The sequence below is a fragment of the Klebsiella sp. BIGb0138 genome, from assembly GCF_004342285.1.
In the GTDB taxonomy this organism is placed as follows: Bacteria; Pseudomonadota; Gammaproteobacteria; order Enterobacterales; family Enterobacteriaceae; genus Klebsiella.
In genome coordinates, this window is sequence record NZ_SMCV01000004.1 from 194,227 (window position 1) to 218,018 (window position 23,792).

At 58.4% G+C, this 23,792-nt stretch carries 23 protein-coding genes; 9 read left to right on the top strand and 14 right to left on the bottom strand.

Annotation, left to right across the window (positions count from 1 at the left end; all coding sequences use genetic code 11):
- Positions 1 to 2: 2 nt before the first annotated feature.
- Both envC and gpmM read right to left on the bottom strand, forming a co-directional pair.
- Positions 3 to 1,274 (bottom strand): murein hydrolase activator EnvC, encoded by a 1,272-nt coding sequence (gene envC, locus EDF73_RS11680; protein ID WP_132729302.1) that lies wholly within the window; start codon positions 1,272 to 1,274, stop codon positions 3 to 5.
- Between the two features lie 9 nt (positions 1,275 to 1,283).
- Positions 1,284 to 2,828 carry a 2,3-bisphosphoglycerate-independent phosphoglycerate mutase gene (gene gpmM / locus EDF73_RS11685; protein ID WP_132729303.1) on the bottom strand — a complete coding sequence of 515 codons (1,545 nt, stop codon included), beginning with the start codon at positions 2,826 to 2,828 and terminating at the stop codon, positions 1,284 to 1,286.
- A 245-nt stretch (positions 2,829 to 3,073) separates the two neighbouring features.
- Between gpmM and EDF73_RS11690 the strand changes: the two genes are divergently transcribed.
- From EDF73_RS11690 to cysE, 5 genes are all read left to right on the top strand, one after another.
- Positions 3,074 to 3,505 carry a rhodanese-like domain-containing protein gene (locus EDF73_RS11690; RefSeq protein ID WP_132729304.1) on the top strand — a complete coding sequence of 144 codons (432 nt, stop codon included), beginning with the start codon at positions 3,074 to 3,076 and terminating at the stop codon, positions 3,503 to 3,505.
- A 108-nt stretch (positions 3,506 to 3,613) separates the two neighbouring features.
- Positions 3,614 to 3,865 (top strand): glutaredoxin 3, encoded by a 252-nt coding sequence (gene grxC / locus EDF73_RS11695; RefSeq protein ID WP_123757127.1) that lies wholly within the window; start codon positions 3,614 to 3,616, stop codon positions 3,863 to 3,865.
- 58 nt (positions 3,866 to 3,923) lie between these two features.
- Positions 3,924 to 4,391 carry a protein-export chaperone SecB gene (gene secB / locus EDF73_RS11700; RefSeq protein ID WP_004868904.1) on the top strand — a complete coding sequence of 156 codons (468 nt, stop codon included), beginning with the start codon at positions 3,924 to 3,926 and terminating at the stop codon, positions 4,389 to 4,391.
- Positions 4,391 to 5,407 (top strand): NAD(P)H-dependent glycerol-3-phosphate dehydrogenase, encoded by a 1,017-nt coding sequence (gene gpsA / locus EDF73_RS11705; protein WP_132729305.1) that lies wholly within the window; start codon positions 4,391 to 4,393, stop codon positions 5,405 to 5,407. The genes secB and gpsA overlap by 1 nt, the downstream gene beginning before the upstream one ends.
- An 80-nt stretch (positions 5,408 to 5,487) precedes the next feature.
- Positions 5,488 to 6,309, top strand: a complete 822-nt coding sequence (gene cysE, locus EDF73_RS11710) for a serine O-acetyltransferase (RefSeq protein ID WP_132729306.1) — start codon at positions 5,488 to 5,490, stop codon at positions 6,307 to 6,309.
- 74 nt (positions 6,310 to 6,383) lie between these two features.
- Here cysE and trmL read toward each other — a convergent pair whose 3' ends face one another.
- The 5 genes from trmL to EDF73_RS11735 all read right to left on the bottom strand — a co-directional run bounded on the left by trmL (position 6,384) and on the right by EDF73_RS11735 (position 11,183).
- The gene (trmL, locus tag EDF73_RS11715) at positions 6,384 to 6,857 is read right to left on the bottom strand and encodes a tRNA (uridine(34)/cytosine(34)/5-carboxymethylaminomethyluridine(34)-2'-O)-methyltransferase TrmL (RefSeq protein WP_132729307.1); all 474 of its coding nucleotides are present in this window, start codon (positions 6,855 to 6,857) and stop codon (positions 6,384 to 6,386) included.
- A 93-nt stretch (positions 6,858 to 6,950) separates the two neighbouring features.
- A complete protein-coding gene (gene lldD, locus EDF73_RS11720) occupies positions 6,951 to 8,135 on the bottom strand; it encodes an FMN-dependent L-lactate dehydrogenase LldD (protein ID WP_132729482.1) in 1,185 nt (394 codons plus the stop codon).
- On the bottom strand, positions 8,135 to 8,908 hold the full coding sequence (gene lldR, locus EDF73_RS11725; protein ID WP_132729308.1) for a transcriptional regulator LldR: 774 nt from the start codon (positions 8,906 to 8,908) through the stop codon (positions 8,135 to 8,137). The genes lldD and lldR overlap by 1 nt, the downstream gene beginning before the upstream one ends.
- Complete coding sequence (lldP, locus tag EDF73_RS11730) at positions 8,905 to 10,560, bottom strand: L-lactate permease (RefSeq protein ID WP_132729309.1); 1,656 nt, start codon at positions 10,558 to 10,560, stop codon at positions 8,905 to 8,907. Before lldP ends, lldR begins: the two co-directional genes overlap by 4 nt.
- Before the next feature lie 260 nt (positions 10,561 to 10,820).
- Positions 10,821 to 11,183, bottom strand: a complete 363-nt coding sequence (locus EDF73_RS11735; RefSeq protein ID WP_132729310.1) for a YibL family ribosome-associated protein — start codon at positions 11,181 to 11,183, stop codon at positions 10,821 to 10,823.
- Positions 11,184 to 11,458: 275 nt separating this feature from the next.
- On the opposite strand from EDF73_RS11735, the gene EDF73_RS11740 reads away from it, so the two are divergent.
- A complete protein-coding gene (locus tag EDF73_RS11740) occupies positions 11,459 to 11,683 on the top strand; it encodes a hypothetical protein (RefSeq protein ID WP_032690288.1) in 225 nt (74 codons plus the stop codon).
- Here the strand turns inward: EDF73_RS11740 and mtlR are convergent.
- From mtlR to EDF73_RS11755, 3 genes are all read right to left on the bottom strand, one after another.
- Positions 11,672 to 12,271 (bottom strand): mannitol operon repressor MtlR, encoded by a 600-nt coding sequence (mtlR, locus tag EDF73_RS11745; RefSeq protein WP_132729311.1) that lies wholly within the window; start codon positions 12,269 to 12,271, stop codon positions 11,672 to 11,674. The two genes, EDF73_RS11740 and mtlR, sit on opposite strands and share 12 nt — an antisense overlap.
- Positions 12,268 to 13,416, bottom strand: a complete 1,149-nt coding sequence (gene mtlD, locus EDF73_RS11750; RefSeq protein ID WP_132729312.1) for a mannitol-1-phosphate 5-dehydrogenase — start codon at positions 13,414 to 13,416, stop codon at positions 12,268 to 12,270. The genes mtlR and mtlD overlap by 4 nt, the downstream gene beginning before the upstream one ends.
- A gap of 140 nt (positions 13,417 to 13,556) precedes the next feature.
- The gene (locus tag EDF73_RS11755) at positions 13,557 to 15,473 is read right to left on the bottom strand and encodes a PTS mannitol transporter subunit IICBA (protein WP_132729313.1); all 1,917 of its coding nucleotides are present in this window, start codon (positions 15,471 to 15,473) and stop codon (positions 13,557 to 13,559) included.
- Positions 15,474 to 15,971: 498 nt separating this feature from the next.
- On the opposite strand from EDF73_RS11755, the gene EDF73_RS11760 reads away from it, so the two are divergent.
- The 3 genes from EDF73_RS11760 to selB all read left to right on the top strand — a co-directional run bounded on the left by EDF73_RS11760 (position 15,972) and on the right by selB (position 19,924).
- Positions 15,972 to 16,580 carry a glutathione S-transferase gene (locus EDF73_RS11760; RefSeq protein ID WP_132729314.1) on the top strand — a complete coding sequence of 203 codons (609 nt, stop codon included), beginning with the start codon at positions 15,972 to 15,974 and terminating at the stop codon, positions 16,578 to 16,580.
- Positions 16,581 to 16,685: 105 nt separating this feature from the next.
- Positions 16,686 to 18,074, top strand: a complete 1,389-nt coding sequence (gene selA, locus EDF73_RS11765; RefSeq protein WP_132729315.1) for an L-seryl-tRNA(Sec) selenium transferase — start codon at positions 16,686 to 16,688, stop codon at positions 18,072 to 18,074.
- The gene (gene selB, locus EDF73_RS11770; protein ID WP_132729316.1) at positions 18,071 to 19,924 is read left to right on the top strand and encodes a selenocysteine-specific translation elongation factor; all 1,854 of its coding nucleotides are present in this window, start codon (positions 18,071 to 18,073) and stop codon (positions 19,922 to 19,924) included. The genes selA and selB overlap by 4 nt, the downstream gene beginning before the upstream one ends.
- Before the next feature lie 123 nt (positions 19,925 to 20,047).
- On the opposite strand, the gene araD is transcribed toward selB, so the two are convergent.
- From araD to EDF73_RS11790, 4 genes are read right to left on the bottom strand one after another with little or no spacing between them, the layout of a single operon-like run.
- The gene (araD, locus tag EDF73_RS11775; protein WP_132729317.1) at positions 20,048 to 20,743 is read right to left on the bottom strand and encodes an L-ribulose-5-phosphate 4-epimerase; all 696 of its coding nucleotides are present in this window, start codon (positions 20,741 to 20,743) and stop codon (positions 20,048 to 20,050) included.
- Positions 20,737 to 21,597 (bottom strand): L-ribulose-5-phosphate 3-epimerase, encoded by an 861-nt coding sequence (locus EDF73_RS11780; RefSeq protein WP_132729318.1) that lies wholly within the window; start codon positions 21,595 to 21,597, stop codon positions 20,737 to 20,739. The genes araD and EDF73_RS11780 overlap by 7 nt, the downstream gene beginning before the upstream one ends.
- A complete protein-coding gene (gene ulaD, locus EDF73_RS11785; protein WP_132729319.1) occupies positions 21,590 to 22,252 on the bottom strand; it encodes a 3-keto-L-gulonate-6-phosphate decarboxylase UlaD in 663 nt (220 codons plus the stop codon). The genes EDF73_RS11780 and ulaD overlap by 8 nt, the downstream gene beginning before the upstream one ends.
- A complete protein-coding gene (locus EDF73_RS11790; RefSeq protein WP_132729320.1) occupies positions 22,249 to 23,754 on the bottom strand; it encodes an FGGY-family carbohydrate kinase in 1,506 nt (501 codons plus the stop codon). Before EDF73_RS11790 ends, ulaD begins: the two co-directional genes overlap by 4 nt.
- Between the last annotated feature and the right edge of the window lie 38 nt (positions 23,755 to 23,792).

Below are 23,792 nucleotides of genomic sequence, written 5' to 3' on the forward strand. Positions count from 1 at the left end.
ACTTATCTTCCCAACCACGGCTGTGGATTGACCGCCTGACCCTGGCGACGAATTTCGAAATAGAGCGACGGACGGCCCTGACCGCCGCTGCTGCCTACGAGAGCTATCGGCTGGCCCGCCCGGACCTGGGTGCCGACGCTGACCAGCGCGCTTTGGTTATAGCCGTAAAGGCTCATATCGCCTTTACCGTGTTCAACGACCACCACCAGGCCGTAGCCCTGCAGCCAGTCGGCGAGGATCACCCGGCCATCGGCGATCGCCTTGACCTCGGTACCTTCAGACGCAGCGATAACCATCCCTTTCCAACGTAGTTCACCTTGCAGCTGTTCGCCATAACGATGCAGCAACGTCCCGCGTACCGGCCAGTAGGCCTGGCCCCGTGGCGAGCCCAGCCCGCCGGTACGGGACATCAGCGAACGTTCGCTTTCGGTGGGCTTGTAGGTGGTCCCTTTACGCGAGGCATCCTGCTGGCGATCGCGCACGGCCTGCGCTTCGCGGGCTTCCCGCTCGGCGCGAGCTTTCGCGGCGGCTTCGGCTTGCGCGATACGACCGCGCAGGCGCGATTCGTTGGCCCGCATTTCGCTCAGCTGCTGCTGGCCCTGCTGGATGGAGGATTCAAGACCGGAAAGGGTTTTCTTACGTTCGTTGCGCGCCTGCTCAAGTTTGGCCTGCTGCGCGCGCTGCTCGTAAACCAGCGTCTGCTGCTGGCTCTGTTTCTCTTCCAGCTCAGCCTTTTGCGCGGTGACCTCTTCGCGAGTCTGTTTTAGCTCGGCAATCGTCTCCTGGCGGGCCTGGTTGAGATAGCCGTAGTAGACCTGTATACGCTGATTACGCTCGCCTTCCTCGCCGCTGAGGATCATTTGCATCCCGGTATGCGGCCCCTGACGGAACGCGGCATCGAGCTGGGCGGACAGATTGCGCTCCTGGGAGGCGCGCTGACGTTCCAGCTTAGCGATAGACGCGTTCATCTCGTCAATCTGCTTGTTGAGCTGGACCAGGGTGCTCTGGGTTTCACGCAGCGTGCGGGCCGCGGCGGAGATGGCCTCCTCCTGCGCTTTAAGCTGAGCAAGCAGAGAGGCGCGCTGTTGCTGCTGCTGCTGTATCGCCCGCTGTTTCGCGGCGATATCGGCCTGAATAGATTTAAGCTGGTCGCGATCGTCCGCCTGAGCGGGTGCGGCGCACAGCAATACGCCAGCGCTGAGCGCGCTGGCGTAAAGGACGGATCGCACTGCCGTTGCGATCCATGTATTTGAATAAGTCGCCTTTCCCCTCATGGGGAAGGATTATTCCACGATGAACAGCGGCTTGCCAGTCATCTCTTGCGGGATTTCCATTCCCATCAGCGACAGCATGGTTGGCGCGATGTCGGAAAGCTTGCCGCCTTTGGCCACTTTCACGCTTTTGTCGCCAACGTAGATCAGCGGTACCGGCAGGTTGGTGTGAGCGGTGTGGGCCTGGCCAGTGGCCGGATCGCGCATCTGTTCCGCGTTGCCGTGATCGGCGGTGATCAGCAGCTGACCGCCGACGGATTCTACCGCTTTAGCGACCCGATCGATGCAGTTATCCAGCGTTTCAACGGCCTTAATCGCCGCTTCCATTACGCCGGTATGACCGACCATATCGCCGTTCGGGTAGTTACAGATAATGGTGTCGTACTCTCCGCCCTTGATCGCGGCCACCAGTTTTTCGGTCAGTTCGGCGGAGCTCATTTCCGGCTGCAGATCGTAGGTCGCGACTTTCGGCGAGTTGATCAGAATGCGCGCTTCGCCGCTGAACGGCTCTTCAACGCCGCCGTTGAAGAAGAAGGTGACGTGGGCGTATTTCTCGGTTTCGGAGATGCGCAGCTGGGTTTTGTCGTTTTTCGCCATCCACTCGCCGAAGGTGTTCACCAGCGAGGCCGGCGGGTAGGCGCAGGCGACGTTGATGTCGGCGGCGTATTCGGTCAGCATCACGAAGTCGAGTTTGACCGCCTTCTTCCGCGCGAAGCCATCGAAATCGGTATTCACGAAGGCGCGGGTGATTTCACGGGCGCGGTCGGCGCGGAAGTTCATGAAAATCAGCGCATCGCCATCTTCCATGGCGGCATCGGCCTGGCCTGCGGCACGAATCACGGTCGCTTTCACGAACTCGTCATTCTCATCACGAGCGTAGGCGGCGTGCAGACCCGCCACGGCGGTATCGGCCTGGAACTCGCCCTGCGCCAGAGTCATCAGGTCATACGCCTGCTCAACGCGATCCCAACGATTGTCGCGATCCATGGCGTAGTAGCGGCCGATAATCGAGGCCACGCGGCCTTTACCGAGAGCGGTAAATTTCTCTTCGAATTTGGCCAGCGAACTTTCCGCGCTGCGCGGCGGCGTGTCACGCCCATCGAGGAAGGCGTGCAGGTAGATTTTCTCCGCGCCGCGTTCGGCGGCCAGCTCCACCATCGCCATAATGTGGTCTTCGTGGCTGTGAACGCCGCCAGGCGACATCAGGCCCATGATATGCACGGCTTTGCCCGCGGCAACGGCTTTATCGACCGCAGCGGTCAGTACCGGGTTGGCGAAGAAGGTGCGTTCTTTGATTTCGACATCGAGACGGGTCAGATCCTGATAGACGATACGACCGGCGCCGAGGTTAACGTGGCCCACTTCAGAGTTACCCATCTGGCGGTCTGGCAGACCGACTTCAAGGCCAGAAGCATCGATCAGCGTATGGGGACGGTGTGCCCACAATGCGTCCATGACGGGCGTTTTCGCGCTATAGATCGCGTTATCCTGCTGCTCTTCGCGATAGCCATAGCCATCCAGAATGACCAGTACCATCGGTTTTTTAGAATTCGACATTGCAACAACCTCATGCTCAAAGACAGAAAATTTGCGTAATTTTACTACAGCTGAATCGATCAAAGCCCCGCTGAAGATCAAAGAAAGGGAGCGGAGAGGGGGGAGGGAAAGCGGCGTGGAGAGGATTTTTTCGTGACGCACCGCAGAAAATACATTACATCGCGCTCACTGGCTGTATTTGCCGCAATGCACAGGTATACTCCTTCCCTGGTTTTTTATCACTTAGTCGGGAGTTGTAACCCCCCATGCAAGAAATTATGCAATTCGTCGGCCGTCATCCCGTCCTGAGCATCGCGTGGATCGCGCTGCTGGTGGCGGTACTGTTCACCACCTTTAAAGGGCTGATGTCGAAAGTTAAAGTCATTACCCGTGGTGAAGCGACGCGTCTGATCAACAAAGAAGATGCCGTGGTCGTCGACCTGCGTCAGCGCGACGATTTCCGTAAAGGCCACATTGCCGGCTCCATCAACCTGCTGCCGAGCGATATCAAGGCAAATAACGTCGGTGAGTTGGAAAAGCACAAAGCGCAACCCATTATAGTGGTAGACGGTTCCGGTATGCAGGCGCAAGAGCCTGCCGGCTCGCTGAACAAAGCCGGATTCGAGAAGGTCTTTGTACTGAAAGAAGGCATCGCTGGCTGGAGCGGCGAAAACCTTCCGCTGGTACGCGGCAAATAATTTACCCCGCGTCTGTATGACGTAGCAGGGTCCCCCTTGCGGTCAGCCGCCGGGGGATCGCTCTGTCTGCGATGTAACATTCCCAGGGTAAAAAACAGGAGTAAAGTCATGGCCAATATTGATATCTACACCAAAGCGACCTGCCCGTTCTGCGTTCGCGCGAAAGCACTGCTGAACAGCAAAGGCGTAACCTTCAATGAACTGCCGATCGATGGCAATGCCGCGAAGCGTGAAGAGATGATTCAACGCAGCGGTCGGACGACGGTTCCGCAGATTTTTATTGATGAGCAGCACATTGGCGGCTGTGACGACTTGTATGCGCTTGATTCACGTGGTGGACTTGATCCCCTGCTGCGCTAATTTTGCGTCTACCCAGACCGGGTAGGCGTATTTAAGGACAACACGAAAGGGTTTTACTATGTCAGAACAAAACAGCACCGAAATGACTTTCCAGATTCAGCGTATCTATACCAAGGATATTTCCTTTGAAGCGCCGAATGCGCCGCAAGTTTTTCAGAAAGATTGGCAGCCGGAAGTTAAACTTGATCTGGATACGGCTTCCAGCCAGCTGGCTGAAGGCGTATACGAAGTGGTGCTGCGCGTAACCGTTACCGCTGCGCTGGGTGAAGAAACGGCATTCCTGTGCGAAGTCCAGCAGGGCGGTATCTTCTCCATCGACGGCATTGACGGCAACCAGATGGCGCATTGCCTCGGTGCATACTGCCCGAACATCCTGTTCCCGTATGCGCGTGAGTGCATTACCAGCCTGGTCTCCCGCGGTACCTTCCCGCAACTGAACCTTGCGCCAGTGAACTTCGATGCGCTGTTTATGAACTATCTGCAGCAGCAGGCTGGCGAAGGTGCCGAACAACATCAGGATGCCTGATGAACGCACTTAATGCTGCAATGACTGTGATCGGTGCCGGCTCATACGGCACCGCTCTTGCCATCACCCTGGCAAGAAATGGCCACCATGTTGTGCTCTGGGGCCATGACCCGAAACATATCGCGACGCTGCAACACGATCGCTGCAACGCCGCGTTCCTTCCTGATGTCCCGTTCCCTGATACGCTGCACCTGGAAAGCGACCTGTCGGCCGCGCTGGCTGCCAGCCGCGACATTCTGATCGTGGTGCCGAGCCATGTCTTCGGCGAGGTTCTGCGGCAGATTAAACCGCTGCTGCGCCCTGATGCGCGGCTGGTCTGGGCCACCAAAGGCCTCGAAGCGGAGACCGGTCGTTTGCTGCAGGACGTCGCGCGTGAAGCGCTGGGCGATGCTATCCCGCTGGCGGTGATTTCCGGCCCGACCTTTGCCAAAGAACTGGCGGCAGGGTTGCCGACGGCTATTTCTCTGGCGTCAACCGATCCGCAGTTTGCCGACGATCTGCAGCACTTGCTGCACTGTGGCAAAAGCTTCCGTGTCTATATCAACCCGGACTTTATCGGCGTTCAGCTAGGCGGGGCGGTGAAAAACGTCATTGCCATCGGCGCCGGGATGTCTGACGGTATCGGCTTTGGCGCCAATGCCCGTACGGCGCTGATTACCCGCGGCCTGGTTGAAATGTCTCGCCTCGGGACGGCGCTGGGCGCCGATCCGGAAACCTTTATGGGGATGGCGGGGCTGGGCGATCTGGTGCTGACCTGTACCGATAACCAATCGCGTAACCGCCGTTTTGGCATGATGCTCGGTGAGGGCATGGATGTGCAAAGCGCGCAGGATAAGATCGGTCAGGTGGTTGAAGGCTACCGCAATACCAGGGAAGTTCGCGTTCTGGCACAGCGTTTGGGTGTCGAAATGCCAATAACCGAGGAAATTTATCAGGTATTATATTGCGGAAAAATTGCGCGCGAGGCAGCATTGACGTTATTAGGCCGTGCACGCAAGGACGAGCGCAGCAATTAATCTTAAAGGAACCTTTGTCACCTCGATGACCCGGTCAGCGTAGAACTGGCCGGTCATTATGCTATCGCCTGGAGTCAGCAATGCCGTGTGAAGAACTGGATATGGTCTGGAATAATATTAAAGCCGAAGCCCGGGCTCTGGCCGACTGTGAGCCTATGCTCGCCAGTTTCTACCACGCAACGCTACTCAAGCACGAAAATCTGGGCAGCGCCCTGAGCTATATGCTGGCTAACAAACTGGCTTCTCCAATCATGCCCGCCATCGCCATTCGTGAAGTGGTGGAAGAGGCCTATGCCGCTGACCCGGAGATGATCGCCTCCGCCGCCTGCGATATCCAGGCCGTGCGCACCCGCGACCCGGCGGTAGATAAATACTCCACGCCGCTGCTGTACCTGAAAGGTTTCCACGCGCTGCAGGCCTATCGTATTGGCCACTGGCTGTGGAATCAGGGGCGCCGCGCGCTGGCGATTTTCCTGCAAAACCAGGTGTCGGTCTCCTTCCAGGTCGATATTCACCCGGCGGCGAAAATTGGCCGCGGGATCATGCTCGATCACGCTACCGGTATTGTTGTCGGGGAAACGGCGGTGATTGAGGACGACGTCTCGATTCTGCAATCGGTGACCCTCGGCGGTACCGGTAAAACCAGCGGCGACCGTCATCCGAAAATCCGTGAAGGGGTGATGATTGGCGCCGGTGCGAAAATCCTCGGCAATATCGAAGTTGGACGCGGCGCCAAAATCGGTGCCGGTTCCGTGGTGTTGCAGCCCGTACCGCCGCATACCACCGCGGCCGGGGTGCCGGCGCGTATCGTCGGTAAGCCAGAGAGCGACAAGCCGGCGATGGATATGGATCAGCACTTTAACGGCATCCACCATACGTTTGAGTACGGCGACGGGATCTAGAATCGGGTTATCCCGCGCGCTGCCGACATAGCCCGGATCAGGCGCAACGCGCCGCAATCCGGGAATAACCCGGGTTAACTGCGCAATACCGCGCCAGGGTATCCCAGCTGGCGCCAGGCCTCATACACCACCACCGACACCGCATTTGACAGGTTCATACTGCGGCTGTCCGGCATCATCGGAATCCGGATTTTCTGCTGCGGCGGCAGGGCATCAAGAATGCTGGCCGGCAGGCCGCGCGTTTCCGGGCCGAACATTAAAAAATCACCGTCCTGATAGCTGACCGCGCTGTGAGCCGGCGTCCCTTTGGTGGTCAGAGCGAACAGACGCTGTGGCCTGGCGCTTGCCACGAAGGCGGCATAGTCGTGATGGCGCTGAACGGCGGCGAATTCATGATAATCCAGCCCGGCGCGGCGCAGGCGCTTATCGTCCCAGGTGAAACCCATCGGCTCGATAATATGCAGGTTAAAACCGGTGTTGGCGCACAGGCGGATGATATTCCCGGTATTTGGCGGGATCTCTGGTTCGAATAGTACAATGTTCAGCATGCTGCCCTGTCTCATTAGGCTCTTAATCGCGCGGGCAGAATAGCAGATATTTGCCCGGCCCTCATCCCTGTGGGAGAGCGCCGGGCGGGCGGCTTACGCAGCGTTGCCCTGCGTAAGCGCATTGAAGGCGTGCAGCGCGTCGGCATTCTGCACCAGCGAATCGCGGCTGATGTCACTGATGGTTTTGGTTCCGGTCAGGGTCATGGCCACCTTCATCTCTTTCTCAATCAAATTCAGCAGGTTGGCTACGCCCTGCTTGCCGTGGGTGGCCAGCGCGTACAGATAGGCACGACCCAGCAGCACGCTGTCGGCGCCGAGGGCAATCATCCGCACCACGTCCAGGCCGTTGCGAATACCGCTATCGGCGAGAATCGTGATGTCGCCTTTCACCGCATCGGCGATCGCCGGTAAGGCGCGGGCGGAGGAGAGCACCCCGTCGAGCTGGCGACCGCCGTGGTTGGAAACCACGATCCCGTCGGCGCCGAAGCGTACGGCGTCGCGCGCATCCTGCGGATCGAGGATCCCTTTGATCACCATCGGGCCGTCCCAGAATTCGCGGATCCACTCAAGGTCTTTCCATGAAATAGACGGATCGAAGTTATTCGCCAGCCAGCCGATGTAATCCTCAAGCCCGGTAGGCTTGCCGAGATAGGCGGAGATATTACCGAGATCGTGCGGGCGGCCGTTTAAACCGACATCCCACGCCCACTGCGGGTGGGTCATCGCCTGCCAGTAGCGGCGCATGGCGGCATTCGGGCCGCTCATCCCGGAATGCGCGTCGCGATAGCGGGCGCCAGGCGTCGGCATATCGACGGTAAAGACCAGCGTGGAACAGCCGGCGGCTTTGGCGCGTTCCAGCGCATTGCGCATAAAGCCGCGGTCGCGCAGGACGTACAGCTGGAACCACATCGGGCGCTTGATGGTCGGGGCGACCTCTTCAATCGGGCAGACGGAAACGGTGGAGAGGGTAAACGGGATCCCTTTATCATCCGCCGCGCCTGCGGCCTGGACTTCGCCACGGCGGGCGTACATCCCGCACAGGCCGACCGGCGCCAGCGCCACCGGCATGGAGAGCTTCTCTTTGAACAGCGTGGTTTCCAGGCTCAGGTCCGACATATTCTTCAGTACCCGCTGGCGTAACGCCACATCGGACAGGTCTGCGACGTTGCGGCGCAGCGTATGTTCGGCATAGGCGCCGCCGTCGATATAGTGGAACAGGAACGGCGGCAGGATGCGCTGGGCGGCTGCGCGATAGTCGCTGGCGGCTGAAATAATCATCACGGGTTCTCCCTGGAATTTGCATGGTGGTCACCGGGCAGGCGGGTAATGCGCGCCTGGCGGGCCTGGTCTTCATCAAAATGTTTAATCGTGGCGTGCACAAAGCCTAAGTGCGCCATCATCGCCTGGCGCGCCCCTTCGGCATCGCCGGCGAAAATGGCCTCCATCACGGCCTGGTGCTGTTCGGTCAGGCGGGCGAAAACCGGCGGGACAAGGTACATCCGCTGGCGGCTCTGTTTGACCGAGGACTGTAAGAGGTCGAAAAAACCGCGCATGGTTTGCAGGAGCACCACGTTGTGTGAGGCTTCGGCGATTGCCAGGTGGAAGCGTACGTCGGCCTGGGAGGCCAGATCCGGGTCCTCGCTCTGGGTGGCTTCAAAGCACAGGCGAATACGCTCTTTTTCGGCATCGGTGGCCCGCATCGCCGCATGCCAGGCGGTACTGGCTTCGATGGCGTGGCGGGCTTCCAGAATATCAAAGCTGTAATCGGGGTCGTCGGCGAGCAGGGTCTTCAGCGGCTGCACAATATTCTGTTCTGACCACGCCTCATGCTGCCAGCGGACAAAGGTCCCGCCGCCGCGACGGCTGACCAACAGGCCTTCGTTAACCAGCATCGCCAGCGCTTCGCGCAGCGAGTTGCGCGACACGCCAAGCTGGGCGGCCAGCTGGCGCTCGGCGGGCAAACGCATGCCCGCCTCCAGCTTTTGTTCTTCAATCAGCGCCCGCACACGACGGGCAACATCGTCTGCAAGGCGCCGGGGCATCACTATCATGGGATCATCCAGGTTAAGACATAGGCCTGCAGGGTGGTGATGACGCCAACCATGCAGGTAAAGATCAGGCTGTGTTTCACGGTAAGGCGGAACAGATCCGACTCTTTGCCGACCAGGCCTACCGCCGCACAGGCGATGGCGATGGACTGCGGTGAAATCATTTTGCCGGTCACGCCACCGGTGGTATTGGCCGCCACCAGCAGGATATCGGAGACGCCGATTTGCTGCGCCGCGGTAGCCTGCAGCGCGGCGAACAGCGCGTTAGACGATGTATCCGAACCGGTCAGGAATACCCCCAGCCAACCGAGGAACGGCGAGAAGAAGGTAAACGCATGGCCGGTATGCGCCAGGGCGAGAGCCAGCGTCGATGACAGCCCGGAATAGTTAGAGATAAAGGCGAACGCCAGCACCATACCGATGGAGTAAATCGGCAGGGCCAGCTCTTTCATCGTGCTGCCAAAGGTCACCAGCGCATCTTTCGGTTTCATGCGCAGCCAGACTACGGACAGTATAGCCGCGAACAGGATGGCGGTACCGGTGGCAGATAGCCAGTCGAACTTATACACCGCCGCGTACGGCGTGGCCTCGCTCACCACCGGCGGCATGCGGGCGACCATCTTATCAAGGAACGGCACGGAGATATTGATGACGAAGTCATACATCGCCCCGCCCGGCGCAAACAGCGCTTTAAATGGCGGGATGCTCCATAAGGTGACGGTCGCGGTCAGGAACAGGAACGGCGACCATGCCCGAATCACCTGCCCGGCGGTGTAATGGGTGCGGGCGAGGGTCTGATCGACCTGGGCGGCGCCCATATCGCCGAAACGGAAAATACGCACCGGCTGCCAGCGTTTGAGGAACAGCGTCAGACAGACCAGCGACACCAGAGAGGAGATGATGTCCGGCAGTTCCGGGCCGAGGAAGTTAGAACTGAGGTACTGCGCGATGGCGAAGGAGCCGCCGGCAACCATGACCGCCGGCCAGGTCTCTTTGATCCCACGCCAGCCGTCCATGATTGCCATAATCCAGAACAGCACGATAATGGTCAGGAACGGTAGCTGGCGACCGACCATCTGGCCGATGGCGAAGCTATCGATACCGGTTACCTGACCGGCGACGAGGATAGGGATCCCCATCGCGCCGAAGGCCACCGGCGCGGTGTTAACAATCAGGCACAGTCCTGCCGCATACAGCGGGTTAAAGCCCAGTCCGACCAGCAGCGCGGCGGTGATGGCCACCGGGGCGCCAAAGCCCGCCGCCCCTTCGAGGAAAGCCCCGAAGGAGAAGCCAACGATCAGCATCTGCAGGCGCTGGTCCGGGGTAATCGAGAGAATCGACGAGCGGATAATGTCAAACTGCCCGGTTTTCACCGAGATTTTGTAGACGAATACCGCGGCGATAATAATCCAGGCGATAGGCCACAGCCCGTAAAAGAAGCCGTAGACTACCGAGGTCAGCGCGCGGTCGACCGGCATTTTATAAAACAGCAGCGCGACCGACAGCGCAATCGCCACGGTCCAGGTCGCTGCAATGTACCCTTTAAGTTTGAGCTTAATCAGGGCAAAAAAGAAAAACAGAATCGGTAACGATGCGATAAGACTTGAGAGCCAGATATTACCGGCCGGATCGTAATTTTGTTGCCAGAGGTTCATGCAGGTCTCCATCGGGCCATCAAGATGCGGTGCTGAGTCTGCGCTCCTTGCAGGTCACATCCTTTGTAAAACTGGCCCAGCCAAAATTCAGTTGTAGGATTAACGACAACGAATGGTTAACTAAATGTTATTGCCAGGCAATATGTCTGTGACCAAAAATGATGGATATGTGAACCGCTGGACGATCCAAGCGATAAGTGGTTGGGCCAATTAGAGTGGGATGCAGAGTCTCCCCTCTCCAGGCGGAGAGGGGAGGCAGATCAGAACGCGGTCTTAGAGAAACCGGTCATTTCTTTCAGGTTCATTTCGCGACCGAGGGCGGTCATCGGGTGCACAATCACCAGACCGCGAACGCTTTTTTTCAGCTTGCCCAGATCGGCCTGCTCTTTTTTCGTGATCGCGCGGCGATGCGGCAGGCCCATCAGCTTCTGCGCTTCTTTACTCAGCTTCTGACCCTGAACTTCGCGCAGGCGAATGATTTCGGCCTCGATGGTGGTTTTTTCTTTTTCCAGCTCGGCATACTTATCCGCAGCTTCAACCAGCGACAGGTCGGCCTGCTGGTGGCGGATGGCGTCGAGACGGTCGCTCAAACGCTTGATTTCATTCTTTTCGACTTCTTTCATGGTGACTTAATCTATTAATAAAGGGATTTTGACGACATATAGTATGTGCTGTGACGTCTGTTGTGGGTAGTTATTTATCAAAAACTCGCCGTTTTATCCGCCGAAGTTGCGGGGTCAATAAAATCTAATGATATGAATGTTAATAGTATTCTTGCTAAGAGTGCCCCGAATTTGATCTTTGTGAAGTCAGCCGTAAATTGAGCACGTTTTCCTCAACCCGGCGCCTTTTTTTGACTAATTCTTTACGGGATTATCCCCGAGAAGAGGAGGGCGTGATGGCAAAAATCGGTGACGGCGTACCGCGTATAATCGACAAGACGGTTGATTTTATGGCTTCAAGCCAGGCTTTTATGGAGTATTTGAAAAAATCCCCGCGTTTGCAGCATGTGCCACCGGAGATTCCGCAGAACAAAGAGGCGTTATTTTTGAATCGGCTGGAGTATTACCGGCAGCTTTACCGGCCAACCTGCGATCAGTCTGAACCTGAATCAGAGCGTTGATTTCTGGAAGGCTTTTTTTAAGCTGATTCGGGAAATCAGCTCAGTCAGAGAAAGCATCATCGTTGAACGTACCACCTGCTGGTAGCGCAGTTTCTGCATTGCCAGCAGCTCCTCGTCGCTATCGTCAAACAGCGGCGCCGGCGGCAGGGCCGTCACGCAATGTAGCTCGCCGAAAGGGCCAAGAATCTCATCATCGGTAAAACTGTACTCATTTCCGTCATGGTTGAGTTCTTCGCGTAGGGCCATCAGCAGCTCGGCGTCTTCATATTCGGCGCGGCTAATCACCCCAAGGCCGTAAATCAGCTTCAGGCGTACGGAAAGGTCGCCCAGCGGGCCGTCGCCATCCAGCAAGGGCTCCACTGCGTATTTCACCGCGTAGTCATCTTTACGGAATACCTGAAGCACCAGGATATTGACCGCTTCCGTGAGTAATTCGACGGTCGCTATCAGGAAGCTTCGTACGGTTTTGCCAGCATTCAGACGCTCAAGCACGCGGTTTTCAAATGCCTGTGTTTCTTCCATTATTGCCTGCATATCTGACAGGAGTAGTAATGGGCGCGGTTCGTGCCGCGCCAGATCTTGCCTCATTTGGTGGCGTTATAGTCGTTAACGGCCTCCGCTACCACGGCGCTTGCTGCATCCAGACCAGAAATCTGTGCCAGCGCAGCCTGTGGGCCTTTCTCTGCAATCAGCGTCGCCAGCTCCTGCGCCTGCGGATCTTCTTCGCTGCGGAAGTGCATCGCCGCCGCAATCCCCTTCACCAGATTGGTGTGCGGCAGCGCGTATTCCAGCGTGCCCAGCAGCGGCTTGATCAGGCGATCGCTGGCGCTCAGCTTACGCAGCGGCTGGCGGCCAACGCGCTCAACGTCATCTTGCAGATACGGGTTCTCGAAACGACCAAGGATTTTCTGGATATAGGCAGCGTGCTTCTGCGCATCAAAGCCGTAGCGTTTGATCAGTACCGCACCGCTCTCTTCCATGGCCCCTTTAACCACGGTGCGAATTTTCTCATCGAGAATCGCGTCGCGAATCGTCTGGTGACCCGCCAGTTTTCCGAGGTAGGCGGTTATAGCATGTCCGGTGTTTAAGGTGAATAGCTTACGCTCGACAAATGCCATCAGGTTGTCAGTTAATTCCATTCCTGGGATATCGGGCAGCGCGCCTTTGAACTGGGTTTTATCGACGATCCACTCGCTGAAGGTTTCTACCGTCACTTCCAGCGGGTCGTGGGTCGCGGAGGCGGATGGCGGGACGATACGGTCCACGGCGGAATCAACGAAGCCGACGTTGGCTTCGACCCAGGCTTTGTCTTCGTCAGCCAGCGCGTTAAACACGTGGCCCTTCAGCTGCGTGGTGCCGCGCACCATGTTCTCGCAGGCGATAATGTTCAGCGGGGTTTCAACACCCTGCGCCTTACGCTTCGCCAGCCCTTTGGCGATCGCCGGGGCGATGCGCTCCAGCACGACCGGACCGACGGCGGTGGTGACCAGGTCAACGCTGGCAATCAGGTCAATCACTTCCTCGCCGATGCTGCTAACGGCGCTGACGCCGGAGACGGTGTCCACCTGCTCGTTTTCGCCGACGACGTGAACCTGATAGCTATGACGGGCATTCAGGGCATCAAGCACCACCTGATTGACATCGGCGAACGTTAAGGCGATCCCGGCGTCAGCCAGCAATTTGCCGATGAAGCCACGTCCGATATTACCTGCGCCAAAATGTAATGCATTCATAGTATTAACCTTCATTAATGTTTTTACCTGAGAGGGTTCGGGTGAGGGTGGGGCCCTTACCCGAACCCTCTCTCCCCGAATGAGGAGAGAGGGACGGTTTCCCCGGATGATGGCCTGAAGGCCTGATCCGGGCGATACGCTTACTTATTGCCTTTCAGCAGAGTCAGCACTTCATCTACGCTGGTGGTGTGCGTCAGACGTTCAATCACGGATTCATCATCCAGCGCGTTGGTCAGGCTGGTGATAACCTGAATATGCTCGTTGTTGCGGGCGGCGATACCAATGACCAGGCGGGCAATGTCATCTTCATCGTCGCCGAAACGCACCCCTTGCGGGTACTGACAGAAGACCACACCGGTCTTGAGCACGCGGTCTTTTGCTTCAATGGTACCGTGTGGCACCGCGATGGACTCACCCAGGTAGGTCGAGGTCAGTTTTTCACGATCCAGCATCGCCTGCACGTATTCCGGCTCAACGTAACCACCTTTCACCAGCTGCTCACCGGCGAAGCGGATCGCCTCTTCTTTATTCGCCGCCTGGCGTCCAAGGAAGATGTTTTCCGCGCTCAGCTGGAACAGGTTGGTGTCCGGGGCATCGAAGCTGTCTTTCAGGCTGCCGCGAACCTTCTCTTCGTTATCCGTATGGCGCTGTGCGGCCACCAGACGCTCGGTCAGGTTGGTGTACAGGCCGCTGTCGAGGAAGTTGGTCAGCGAAATATGCTGGGCCTGCGGTACCTGGCGCATCGCACGCTCGGTCAGATCACGGTGGGTGATCACCAGGTCGACATCCGGCGGCAGGTTGTTAATCGCCGAGTTGGTGACGGAGATATTGCTCAGCCCGGCATCCTGTACTTTCTTACGCAGCACGCCGGCACCCATGGCGCTGGAACCCATACCGGCGTCACAGGCGACGATGATTTTGCGCACGTGGCTCAGGTCGTTAGCGACATCACCCGCGGCCAGCGGAGTGGCTGCGCCTTTGGATTCTGCTTTCATATCCTGCATGCGACGGGTCGCGGCATCGATATCATCTTCTTCTTTCACTTTGCTGGTTTTCAGCAGAATGGCGGAGACGACGAAGGAGACGGCCATTGCGGCGACAATCGCGGCGATGTTAGCGAAGTAAGCACCTTTCGGGGTCATCGCCAGTACGGCCAGGATGGAGCCTGGAGAGGCCGGAGAAACCAGACCGCCGTTGAGGATGGTCAGGGTGAATACGCCGGTCATACCGCCGAGGATAACCGCGAGAATCAGACGCGGGTTCATCAGCACGTACGGGAAGTAAATTTCGTGGATACCGCCCAGGAAGTGGATGATTGCAGCGCCGCCAGCGGACTGCTTGGCGTTACCGCGACCAAAGAACATGTACGCCAGCAGCACGCCCATACCCGGACCCGGGTTGGCTTCAATCAGGAAGAAGATTGATTTGCCCAGTTCGTGGGACTGCTGGATACCCAGCGGCGAGAAGATACCGTGGTTGATGGCGTTATTCAGGAACAGGATTTTCGCCGGTTCAACAAAGATCGACGCCAGCGGCAGCATGTCATGGACAACCATGAAGTTAACGCCCGCCGCCAGAATTTTGGACAGGACTTCAACCGCCGGGCCAATGCCGAGGAAGGCCAGAATCGCGAGGATCATCCCGATGATACCGGCGGAGAAGTTGTTTACCAGCATTTCAAAGCCGGACTTGATCTTACCGTCGACCCAGCCGTCAAAGCGTTTGATGGCCCAGCCGCCGAGAGGGCCGGCAATCATTGCGCCGAGGAACATCGGCATGTCCGCGCCGACGATGACGCCCATGGTGGTGATCGCGCCGACGACACCGCCGCGCTCGCCGCCAATCAGTTTACCGCCGGTATAACCGATCAACAGCGGTAACAGATAGGTAATCATTGGGCCGACCAGCTTCGCCAGCGTTTCGTTCGGCAACCACCCTGTTGGAATGAATAGCGCGGTGATGATACCCCACGCAATAAACGCGCCGATATTCGGCATCACCATATTGCTGAGGAATCGACCAAAGCTTTGCACCTTGATCTTGATATCGGATGACATAAAACACCCCTTCTTCTGTTTTGCTTATCGCGTAGGCTAAAAGCCTGAGGCTTGTTGTTAATGTGGCGGCAGAGGTAGCCGGACCCTGATTGATAATGCGAAATCTGGCACTGAATCGTTAAACTGTCCAGTCAGCGGGATTTTTTGTGATATATGTCACGTAAATGTAGGTGGTTGGTGGGTAAATATAGTGATCTGCATCACAAAACAATTGTGCAAAGAGCCTCCATCTGGAGAGATTCGCGCCTTTAATGCTGTTTTGTGTGATAAACGTCACAAAATTGTGACCGATATTAATTATTTATATGTGATGTTAATCACAAAATATTTCAGCTGATTTTTCCACATGTGATCTCCGGCAGGTTCTGCCGCGCGATATGCTCCGCTTGCTGGCCGACATCGTGAATACTTATACGACCCTCTGCGCGGTGAACTCTCCTCTGCCTTTTGCCTGCGCCTGAACCATACTTACCTTTTTGTTGGCAAAAGGAGCAGGCAATGAAACTGATCGGCAGCTATACCAGTCCCTTTGTGCGCAAAATTTCCGTCATCCTGCTGGAAAAAGAGATTCCTTTCGAGTTTGTTAACGAGTTCCCCTACAACGATGTCAACGGTGTCGCGAAATTTAACCCGCTTGGTAAAGTGCCGGCGCTGGTCACCGACGACGGCGAATGCTGGTACGACTCGCCAGTCATTGCCCAATATCTTGAACTGCTTGATGTCACGCCGGCGATGGTGCCGTCCGAGGCGAAAGCGGCGCTGAAAATGCGTCAGTTCGAAGCGCTGGCCGACGGCGTGATGGAAGCGGCGCAGGCGCTGGTGCGTGAAAAGGCTCGTCCGGCGGCGCAGCAGTCGGAAGGCGAACTGCTGCGCCAGCGTGAGAAGGTGGCCCGCGGCCTGGATGCGCTGGAGGCGAATATTGTCAACGGTAGCCTGCGCCCCGATGAGGTCAACCTGGCGACGATTTCCGCGGCCTGCGCGATTGCTTATCTCAACTTTCGCCGCGTGGCGCCAGGCTGGTGTGCGACGCGCCCTCAACTGATCAAACTGGTTGAGTCGCTCTTTCAGCGTCCCAGCTTTGCCCGTACAGAACCGCCAAGGACTTGACCCAGGCCGGTAACAGTTTCCGCCCGGAGGCGTTACAATCGCCGCTGATTGTTGACTCCCTCTCCCGTCGGGAGGGGGGAAAATAACTTACCGCCAGGTCCATTCATGACTACCGATATTCGTGCGCTTTATACCCGGCTTCCGGCCACCGATCGTTTGCTCCGCGACCCCGCTTTTTCTGCTGTGTTGGCCCAATATGGTCACGCCCAGGTGGTGGCGCTGCTGCGCCAGATGCTTGATGAAGCCCGGCAGCACATTCGCCAGATTCAGGCGTTACCGGCCTGGTGCGACGACTGGCCCGCGGAAACCGGGCGGCGCCTGGCGCAGACCCGGCACAGCGCACTGCGTCCGGTTTTTAATCTGACCGGGACGGTGTTGCACACTAACCTGGGACGCGCGATTCAGGCTGAAGCGGCGGTTGACGCGGTAGCGCAGGCGATGCGCGCGCCGGTGACGCTCGAGTACAGCCTGGATGATGGCGGGCGGGGGCATCGCGATCGGGCGCTGGCGGAGCTGCTGTGCCGTATCACCGGTGCTGAAGATGCCTGCATCGTTAACAACAACGCGGCGGCGGTGCTGTTGATGCTGGCGGCAACGGCCAACGGTAAAGAAGTGGTGCTCTCGCGCGGCGAGCTGGTGGAGATCGGCGGCGCGTTCCGGATCCCCGATGTGATGCGCCAGGCGGGCTGCCTCCTGCACGAAGTCGGCACCACCAACCGCACCCACGCCAAAGATTATCGCCAGGCCGTGAATGACCATACCGGACTGTTGATGAAGGTCCACACCAGCAACTACAGCATTGAAGGCTTCACCAAAGCGGTGGATGAGGCGGAGCTGGCGGCGATTGGCCGCGAGTCAGGTATTCCGGTGGTGGTCGATCTGGGCAGCGGTTCGCTGGTTGATTTGAGCGAGTACGGCCTGCCGAAAGAGCCGATGCCGCAGGAGATGATCGCCGCGGGCGTCAGCCTGGTGAGCTTCTCCGGAGATAAGCTGCTGGGCGGTCCGCAGGCGGGGATTATCGTCGGTGAGAAAGCGATGATTGCCCGTCTGCAGCAGCATCCGCTTAAGCGTGCGCTGCGCGCCGACAAAATGACGCTGGCGGCGCTGGAAGCCACTTTGCGCCTGTATCTGCACCCGGAAACGCTGGCCGAGCGCCTGCCGACCCTGCGTCTGCTGACCCGTACGGCCGAGGCGATTCACGCGCAGGCGACGCGTCTGCAGCCGCCGCTGGCCGCCCATTACGCAGAGTTTGATGTCCGGGTTGAGCCGTGTCAGTCGCAGATCGGCAGCGGTTCCTTACCGGTTGACCGGCTGCCGGGAGCGGCGCTGACCTTTACGCCGCGCGATGGTCGTGGCAGTCAGCTGGAGGCGCTGGCGGCCCGCTGGCGTGGGCTGACGATCCCGATTATCGGACGTATTTACGATGGGCGTCTGTGGCTGGACTTGCGCTGTCTTGAAGATGAATCCCGGTTTATGGAGATGTTATTACAATGATTATTGCCACCGCCGGACACGTTGACCATGGTAAAACCACGCTGTTGCAGGCGCTCACCGGCGTGAATGCCGACCGGCTGCCGGAAGAGAAATCGCGCGGCATGACCATCGATCTGGGGTACGCCTACTGGCCGCAGCCCGACGGTCGCGTGCTGGGGTTTATCGACGTGCCCGGCCATGAAAAGTTTTTGTCTAATATGCTGGCAGGCGTAGGGGGGATTGACCATGCGCTGCTGGTGGTGGCCTGCGATGATGGCGTAATGGCGCAGACCCGCGAGCATCTGGCGATCCTGCAGCTGACGGGAAACCCGTCGCTGACGGTGGCGCTAACGAAAACCGATCGCGTCGATACGGCGCGGGTGAGCGAGGTCCATGCCGATGTTGAAGCGGCGCTGGCCGAATTGGGTTTTACCGATGCCACGCTGTTTGCCACTGCCGCGACGGAAAACCGCGGGATTGGCGAGCTGCGTGACCATCTGCTGCAGTTGCCTGAACGTGCGCATCCGCAGCATCAGCGCTTTCGTCTGGCTATCGATCGCGCTTTTACCGTCAAAGGGGCGGGTCTGGTGGTTACCGGTACCGCGCTCAGCGGTGAAGTGAAGGTGGGGGAGACGCTGTGGCTGACCGGCGTCGACAAGCCGATGCGCGTGCGCGGTCTGCATGCGCAAAATCAGCCGGTAGATCAGGCCTGGGCCGGGCAACGCATCGCGCTGAATATCGTCGGCGATGCGCAAAAAGAGGCGCTGAGCCGCGGCGACTGGCTGTTATCTGCGCAACCTCCCGAACCGTCGGAGCGGGTGATTGTTGAACTGCAATGCCATACGCCGCTGACGCAATGGCAGTCATTACATATCCATCATGCGGCCAGCCATATTACCGGGCGCGTCTCGTTGCTGGAGGGCAATTTCGCCGAGCTGGTGCTGGATACCCCGCTGTGGCTGGCGGATAACGATCGTCTGGTGCTGCGCGATATCTCCGCTCGCGTCACCCTGGCGGGGGCTCGCGTATTGACGCTGAACCCGCCGCGTCGCGGTAAACGTAAAGCGGCGTATCTGCAGTGGCTACATGCCCTGGCGACGGCTACCGATGATGCCCTGGCGCTGGAGACGCATCTGCAACGCGATGCGGTGCGCCTGAGTGAATTTGCCTGGGCGCGCCAGCTGAGCGAAGACGGTCTCGCGACATTGATCGGCAAGGCCGGTTATCTGCAGGCTGGTAATAGCGTGCTCAGCGCGCCGCTGGCGGCTTGCTGGCAGGGCAAATTACTCGATGCGCTGTCACGCTATCACGATCGGCATCGCGATGAGCCGGGGCCGGGCCGTGAACGGCTGCGGCGTATTGCGCTGCCGATGGAGGACGAGGCGTTGGTGCTACTGCTGATCGAGCAGATGCGCGCCAGCGGGACGATCCTCAGTCATCACGGCTGGCTCCATCTGCCGGAACACAAGGCGGCTTTTACCGATGAGCAGCAGGCCATCTGGCTACAGGTTGCCGGGCTGTTTGCCGATGAGCCCTGGTGGGTGCGCGATCTGGCGAAAGAGGCCGGCGTCGAAGAGTCGTTGATGCGCGCGGTACTGCGCCAGGCGGCGCAGCAGGGCATGATTACTGCGATCGTCAAAGATCGTTATTACCGTAACGATCGGATCGTGGCGTTTGCCAGAATGATCCGCGAGCTGGACCAGCTGCGCGGTTCAACCTGCGCGGCAGACTTCCGCGATACCCTGAACGTCGGGCGTAAGCTGGCGATTCAAATCCTCGAGTACTTCGACCGGATTGGTTTTACCCGCCGTCGTGGAAATGATCATCTGCTGCGCGATGGCCTGCTGTTCCCCGACAAAGACAGCGCGTGATAAGACGCAACACGGCCTCGTCGGGCCCGGGCAGTACGTGACCGTACTGCCCATTAGCCCCGCTCGTTATTGCGCATCCGGCGGATTGGCGTATGCGTTTGTTCCTCACGAGGCTACGGGCGATTATTGCCCGTAGTAGGCATTTTTCCCATGCTTGCGCAGATAATGCTTATCGAGCAATTCTGGCTGCATGTCCGGCAGTCGCGGAGTCAGCTGGCGGGAGAATAGCCCCATGTAGGCGCACTCTTCCAGTACTACGGCGTTGTGTACCGCATCAGCGGCATCTTTCCCCCAGGCAAACGGCCCATGCGAATGAACCAGCACCGCGGGTACCTGCTGCGGGTCGAGGCCCCGTTCTTCAAAGGTTTTAATGATCACCTCGCCGGTTTGATATTCATATTCACCCTGAATTTCCGCTGGCGTCATCAGGCGGGTACAGGGGATGGCACCGTAAAAATAGTCGGCGTGTGTGGTGCCCCATGCGGGGAGATCGAGTCCCGCCTGTGACCAGATTGTCGCATGGCGGGAATGGGTATGGACGATCCCGCCGATTTGCGGATAGCGGCGGTATAACGCCAGATGGGTTGGGGTATCGGAGGAGGGTTTTTTACTCCCTTCCACCACTTTACCGCTGGCAATATCCACCACCACCATATCGTCAGCGGTCATTACCGTATACTCGACGCCGGAAGGCTTGATCACCATCAGCCTGCGTGTTTCGTCTACTGCGCTGACGTTACCCCAGGTAAACGTCACCAGTCGATGTTCCGGGAGCGCCAGGTTGGCCGCTAGCACCTCGGCTTTTAGCTGTTCTAACATGTGAATCCTCCTTCCTGCATACGCGCTTCAATCCAACGTCGTGCCTGGATAATTTCCAGAACCGGCTCACTGGCTTTCTCGGTCCACATTTCAATCAGAAATGAGCCGCGGTAGTTCAGTTGGTGTAGCGTTTTAAAAATACCGACAAAGTCGACACATCCTTCGCCAAACGGCACGTCGCGAAATTGTCCGGGGCTTTGTGCCGTGACAGGCTGGGTGTCTTTGAGGTGGATCGCGGCGATGCGGTCGATACCCAGCTTCAGTTCGGCGGTGACGTCATTCCCCCAGGCGCTAAGGTTGCCCACATCCGGATAGACGGTGAACCACGGCGATGAAAGCATTGCATCCCATTTTTTCCATTTGCTGATGGAGTTCATAAAGGCGGTATCCATGATTTCTACCGCCAGCATCACCTGCGCGGCCGCGGCTTGCTCCACCGCCCACGCCAGTCCCTCGGCAAAACGCTGTTGGGTGCCTTCGTCGTGCTCCTCGTAATAGACGTCATACCCTGCCAGCTGGATCGTACGGATGCCCAGATCGCGTGCCAGACGAATAGATTTGGTCATAATCTCACGCGCCCGCTCGCGTATTGCCCGGTCGCGGCTGCCAAAAGGGAAACGGCGGTGGGCGGACAGGCACATTGATGGGATCGAAACGCCAGTTTCCAGCATGGCGGTTACCAGCGATGCGCGTTGTGCGGGACTCCAGTCCAGGCGCGACAGGCGTTCGTCGGTCTCATCCACCGACATTTCAACAAAATCAAAACCGCAGCTTTTCGCCAGCACCAGTCGCTCCGGCCAACTGAGATCTTTCGCCAACGCTTTCTCATAAATGCCTAACGGATGATTACGCATGGTGTACTCCCCAGATGGCATCGATTTGTGCGTGAAACCCGGCGGCGGCTCGCGCCGGATGGGGCGCATCTGCCAGCGCGCGTCCGGCAATAAATGCTTTCACATTGATATCTTTGAACAGCGGCAGATCCTCCGGGGTAATGCCGCCGGTGATCGACAGCTCCAGACCGATATCGGAAAGCGCCTTCATGCGCGCCAGATCCGCATCCCCCCACTGCTGCCCGCTGGCCTGGGCATCGCGTCCGCGATGGTAAATCGCCTGATGGACGCCGGTACGGTACCAGGCGCGGGCGTCATCCAGCGTCCAGTTGCCAAACAGCTCTATCTGAATTTCGCCCCCGCAGGATTGCGCAACGGCGTGACCTTTCTCTACCGTGGCGAGCGGCGCGGCACAGATAATGGTCATCCAGTTGGCGCCGGCGGAAAATGCCTGCTGCGCCAGCGTTTCACCGGCATCAGCGACTTTCCAGTCGGCGACGATGATCTTCTCCGGACACTGGGCGCGCAGGGCTTTAACCGCGCTAAGCCCTTCGGTTAAGCAGAGGATGGTACCCGCCTCGATGATATCGACGTGCGCCTGTAGCAGGGCGACATCACGTTGCGCTGCCTGAAGGCTGGTGTGGTCGAGCGCCAGTTGCAGTAATGGTCGGCTCATAATGCGTGCTCCTTAATACGGGCGTGATAGCCCTGTAGTGCTTCAATCAAATTCTGGTAATGGCGGTATTTATGCTGATAGCGCGCATGGGCGGTCATATCGGGCAGCAGCGTGCGTACCGGGTGCTGCCGGGCGTGCCGGGCTTCGCTAAAGCTGCGATATACGCCGGTGCCGACGCGAGCGGCGAGGGCCGCGCCAAAGCAGCCGGTCTCTTCCACCTGCGGCAGTTCAATGCGTAACCCACTGACGTCCGCCAGCATCTGCATCCAGACGTCGGAGTGCGCCGGGCCGCCGGTGACGCGTAGGGCCTGAACGTTTGTAAAGCGTTCGCGCATACGGTTGAGATGGGTCATATGGCTGAATACCACGCCTTCATAAACCGCCTGCAGCAGGTGCGCGCGGGAATGCAGCGCCTGCATTCCGTAAAAGCCGCAGGTCATCTCCAGCCCGGCGTTGCTGCCGTAGAGAAACGGTAGAAAAAACAGCTCGCTCCCGGCTTTCGGCAAACCGGCAACGGCTTGATTGATCTCATCGAACGAGAGATCGCCCCACTGGGCGGTAAACCATTCGAGGTTGCCGGAAGAGGTTGGGCTGGCTTCGTGAACGATATACTGTCCGTCATCGACGTAGCGACCATAGACGTAAGGGTGGGCTTCGTGTTCGCGCAGACCGTGAGCGATACCGCTGGTGACGGCCCAGGTCCCCATTACCGCATTGAGGGTTGATTCATCCTCAATACCGGCGCAAAGGGCGGTGGAAACCACGTCAAACAGGCCGCCAACGACGGGAGTGCCCGCCGCCAGACCGGTTATGGCGGCTGCCTGAGCGGTGATCTCCCCGCATATTTCGGCTGACCCTACAACGGGGGGCAGCGCGCTATCGATTTCACCGATGCCCAGCCACCCGGTCAGGCGCGAGTCGTACTGACCCGCGGCCATGTTGTAGAGGTTGGACTCGGAGATGTTGCTCTCCTCGCAGCCTTTCACGCCGGTTAAGCACCAGCGCAGATAGTCATGCCCCATCATCACGCAGCCAATTTGCGCGTAACGCTGGGGTTCATTCTCTTTTACCCAGCGCAGCAGAGAAGCCGGATGTCCGGTCCATAGCGTCTGGCGGGTAATGGGATAGAGACGTTCGGGAATATGGTCCCGCTGCCAGCGTTGGACGATTTTCAACGCCCGACGGTCAGAGGAGAGGATAGCGTTACCCAGCGGTCGAGACTGCTTATCGAGCAGAAAGAGACCCTTACCCTGAGCGGAGATGCCCACGCCTTTAATTTGTTCGCCGCAAACACCGGTACGCTGCAATAGCCCGGCAATGGTCGCTGCGCACTGTTGCCAGAGCTGGTGCATGTCGCGTTCGGCGTAACCCGGCAGGGGCGACATCGTCTGTAGCGCTTGCCGATGAATGCCATGTTCATGGCCTTCGGCGTCATATAAACCGGCTTTCAGATAAGTGCCGCCGCAATCAATACCCAACCAGAAGGCCTGTTTCTTGCTCATCTTTCGTATCTCATTCTTGCCGGATAGCCCCGGCATAT

What these genes read in the sequence shown, in the direction of transcription:
- envC (WP_132729302.1), bottom strand. Translation starts at nt 1,274, where the DNA reads ATGAGGGGAAAGGCGACTTATTCAAATACATGGATCGCAACGGCAGTG.
- gpmM (WP_132729303.1), bottom strand. Translation starts at nt 2,828, where the DNA reads ATGTCGAATTCTAAAAAACCGATGGTACTGGTCATTCTGGATGGCTAT.
- EDF73_RS11690 (WP_132729304.1), top strand. Translation starts at nt 3,074, where the DNA reads ATGCAAGAAATTATGCAATTCGTCGGCCGTCATCCCGTCCTGAGCATC.
- grxC (WP_123757127.1), top strand. Translation starts at nt 3,614, where the DNA reads ATGGCCAATATTGATATCTACACCAAAGCGACCTGCCCGTTCTGCGTT.
- secB (WP_004868904.1), top strand. Translation starts at nt 3,924, where the DNA reads ATGTCAGAACAAAACAGCACCGAAATGACTTTCCAGATTCAGCGTATC.
- gpsA (WP_132729305.1), top strand. Translation starts at nt 4,391, where the DNA reads ATGAACGCACTTAATGCTGCAATGACTGTGATCGGTGCCGGCTCATAC.
- cysE (WP_132729306.1), top strand. Translation starts at nt 5,488, where the DNA reads ATGCCGTGTGAAGAACTGGATATGGTCTGGAATAATATTAAAGCCGAA.
- trmL (WP_132729307.1), bottom strand. Translation starts at nt 6,857, where the DNA reads ATGCTGAACATTGTACTATTCGAACCAGAGATCCCGCCAAATACCGGG.
- lldD (WP_132729482.1), bottom strand. Translation starts at nt 8,135, where the DNA reads ATGATTATTTCAGCCGCCAGCGACTATCGCGCAGCCGCCCAGCGCATC.
- lldR (WP_132729308.1), bottom strand. Translation starts at nt 8,908, where the DNA reads ATGATAGTGATGCCCCGGCGCCTTGCAGACGATGTTGCCCGTCGTGTG.
- lldP (WP_132729309.1), bottom strand. Translation starts at nt 10,560, where the DNA reads ATGAACCTCTGGCAACAAAATTACGATCCGGCCGGTAATATCTGGCTC.
- EDF73_RS11735 (WP_132729310.1), bottom strand. Translation starts at nt 11,183, where the DNA reads ATGAAAGAAGTCGAAAAGAATGAAATCAAGCGTTTGAGCGACCGTCTC.
- EDF73_RS11740 (WP_032690288.1), top strand. Translation starts at nt 11,459, where the DNA reads ATGGCAAAAATCGGTGACGGCGTACCGCGTATAATCGACAAGACGGTT.
- mtlR (WP_132729311.1), bottom strand. Translation starts at nt 12,271, where the DNA reads ATGAGGCAAGATCTGGCGCGGCACGAACCGCGCCCATTACTACTCCTG.
- mtlD (WP_132729312.1), bottom strand. Translation starts at nt 13,416, where the DNA reads ATGAATGCATTACATTTTGGCGCAGGTAATATCGGACGTGGCTTCATC.
- EDF73_RS11755 (WP_132729313.1), bottom strand. Translation starts at nt 15,473, where the DNA reads ATGTCATCCGATATCAAGATCAAGGTGCAAAGCTTTGGTCGATTCCTC.
- EDF73_RS11760 (WP_132729314.1), top strand. Translation starts at nt 15,972, where the DNA reads ATGAAACTGATCGGCAGCTATACCAGTCCCTTTGTGCGCAAAATTTCC.
- selA (WP_132729315.1), top strand. Translation starts at nt 16,686, where the DNA reads ATGACTACCGATATTCGTGCGCTTTATACCCGGCTTCCGGCCACCGAT.
- selB (WP_132729316.1), top strand. Translation starts at nt 18,071, where the DNA reads ATGATTATTGCCACCGCCGGACACGTTGACCATGGTAAAACCACGCTG.
- araD (WP_132729317.1), bottom strand. Translation starts at nt 20,743, where the DNA reads ATGTTAGAACAGCTAAAAGCCGAGGTGCTAGCGGCCAACCTGGCGCTC.
- EDF73_RS11780 (WP_132729318.1), bottom strand. Translation starts at nt 21,597, where the DNA reads ATGCGTAATCATCCGTTAGGCATTTATGAGAAAGCGTTGGCGAAAGAT.
- ulaD (WP_132729319.1), bottom strand. Translation starts at nt 22,252, where the DNA reads ATGAGCCGACCATTACTGCAACTGGCGCTCGACCACACCAGCCTTCAG.
- EDF73_RS11790 (WP_132729320.1), bottom strand. Translation starts at nt 23,754, where the DNA reads ATGAGCAAGAAACAGGCCTTCTGGTTGGGTATTGATTGCGGCGGCACT.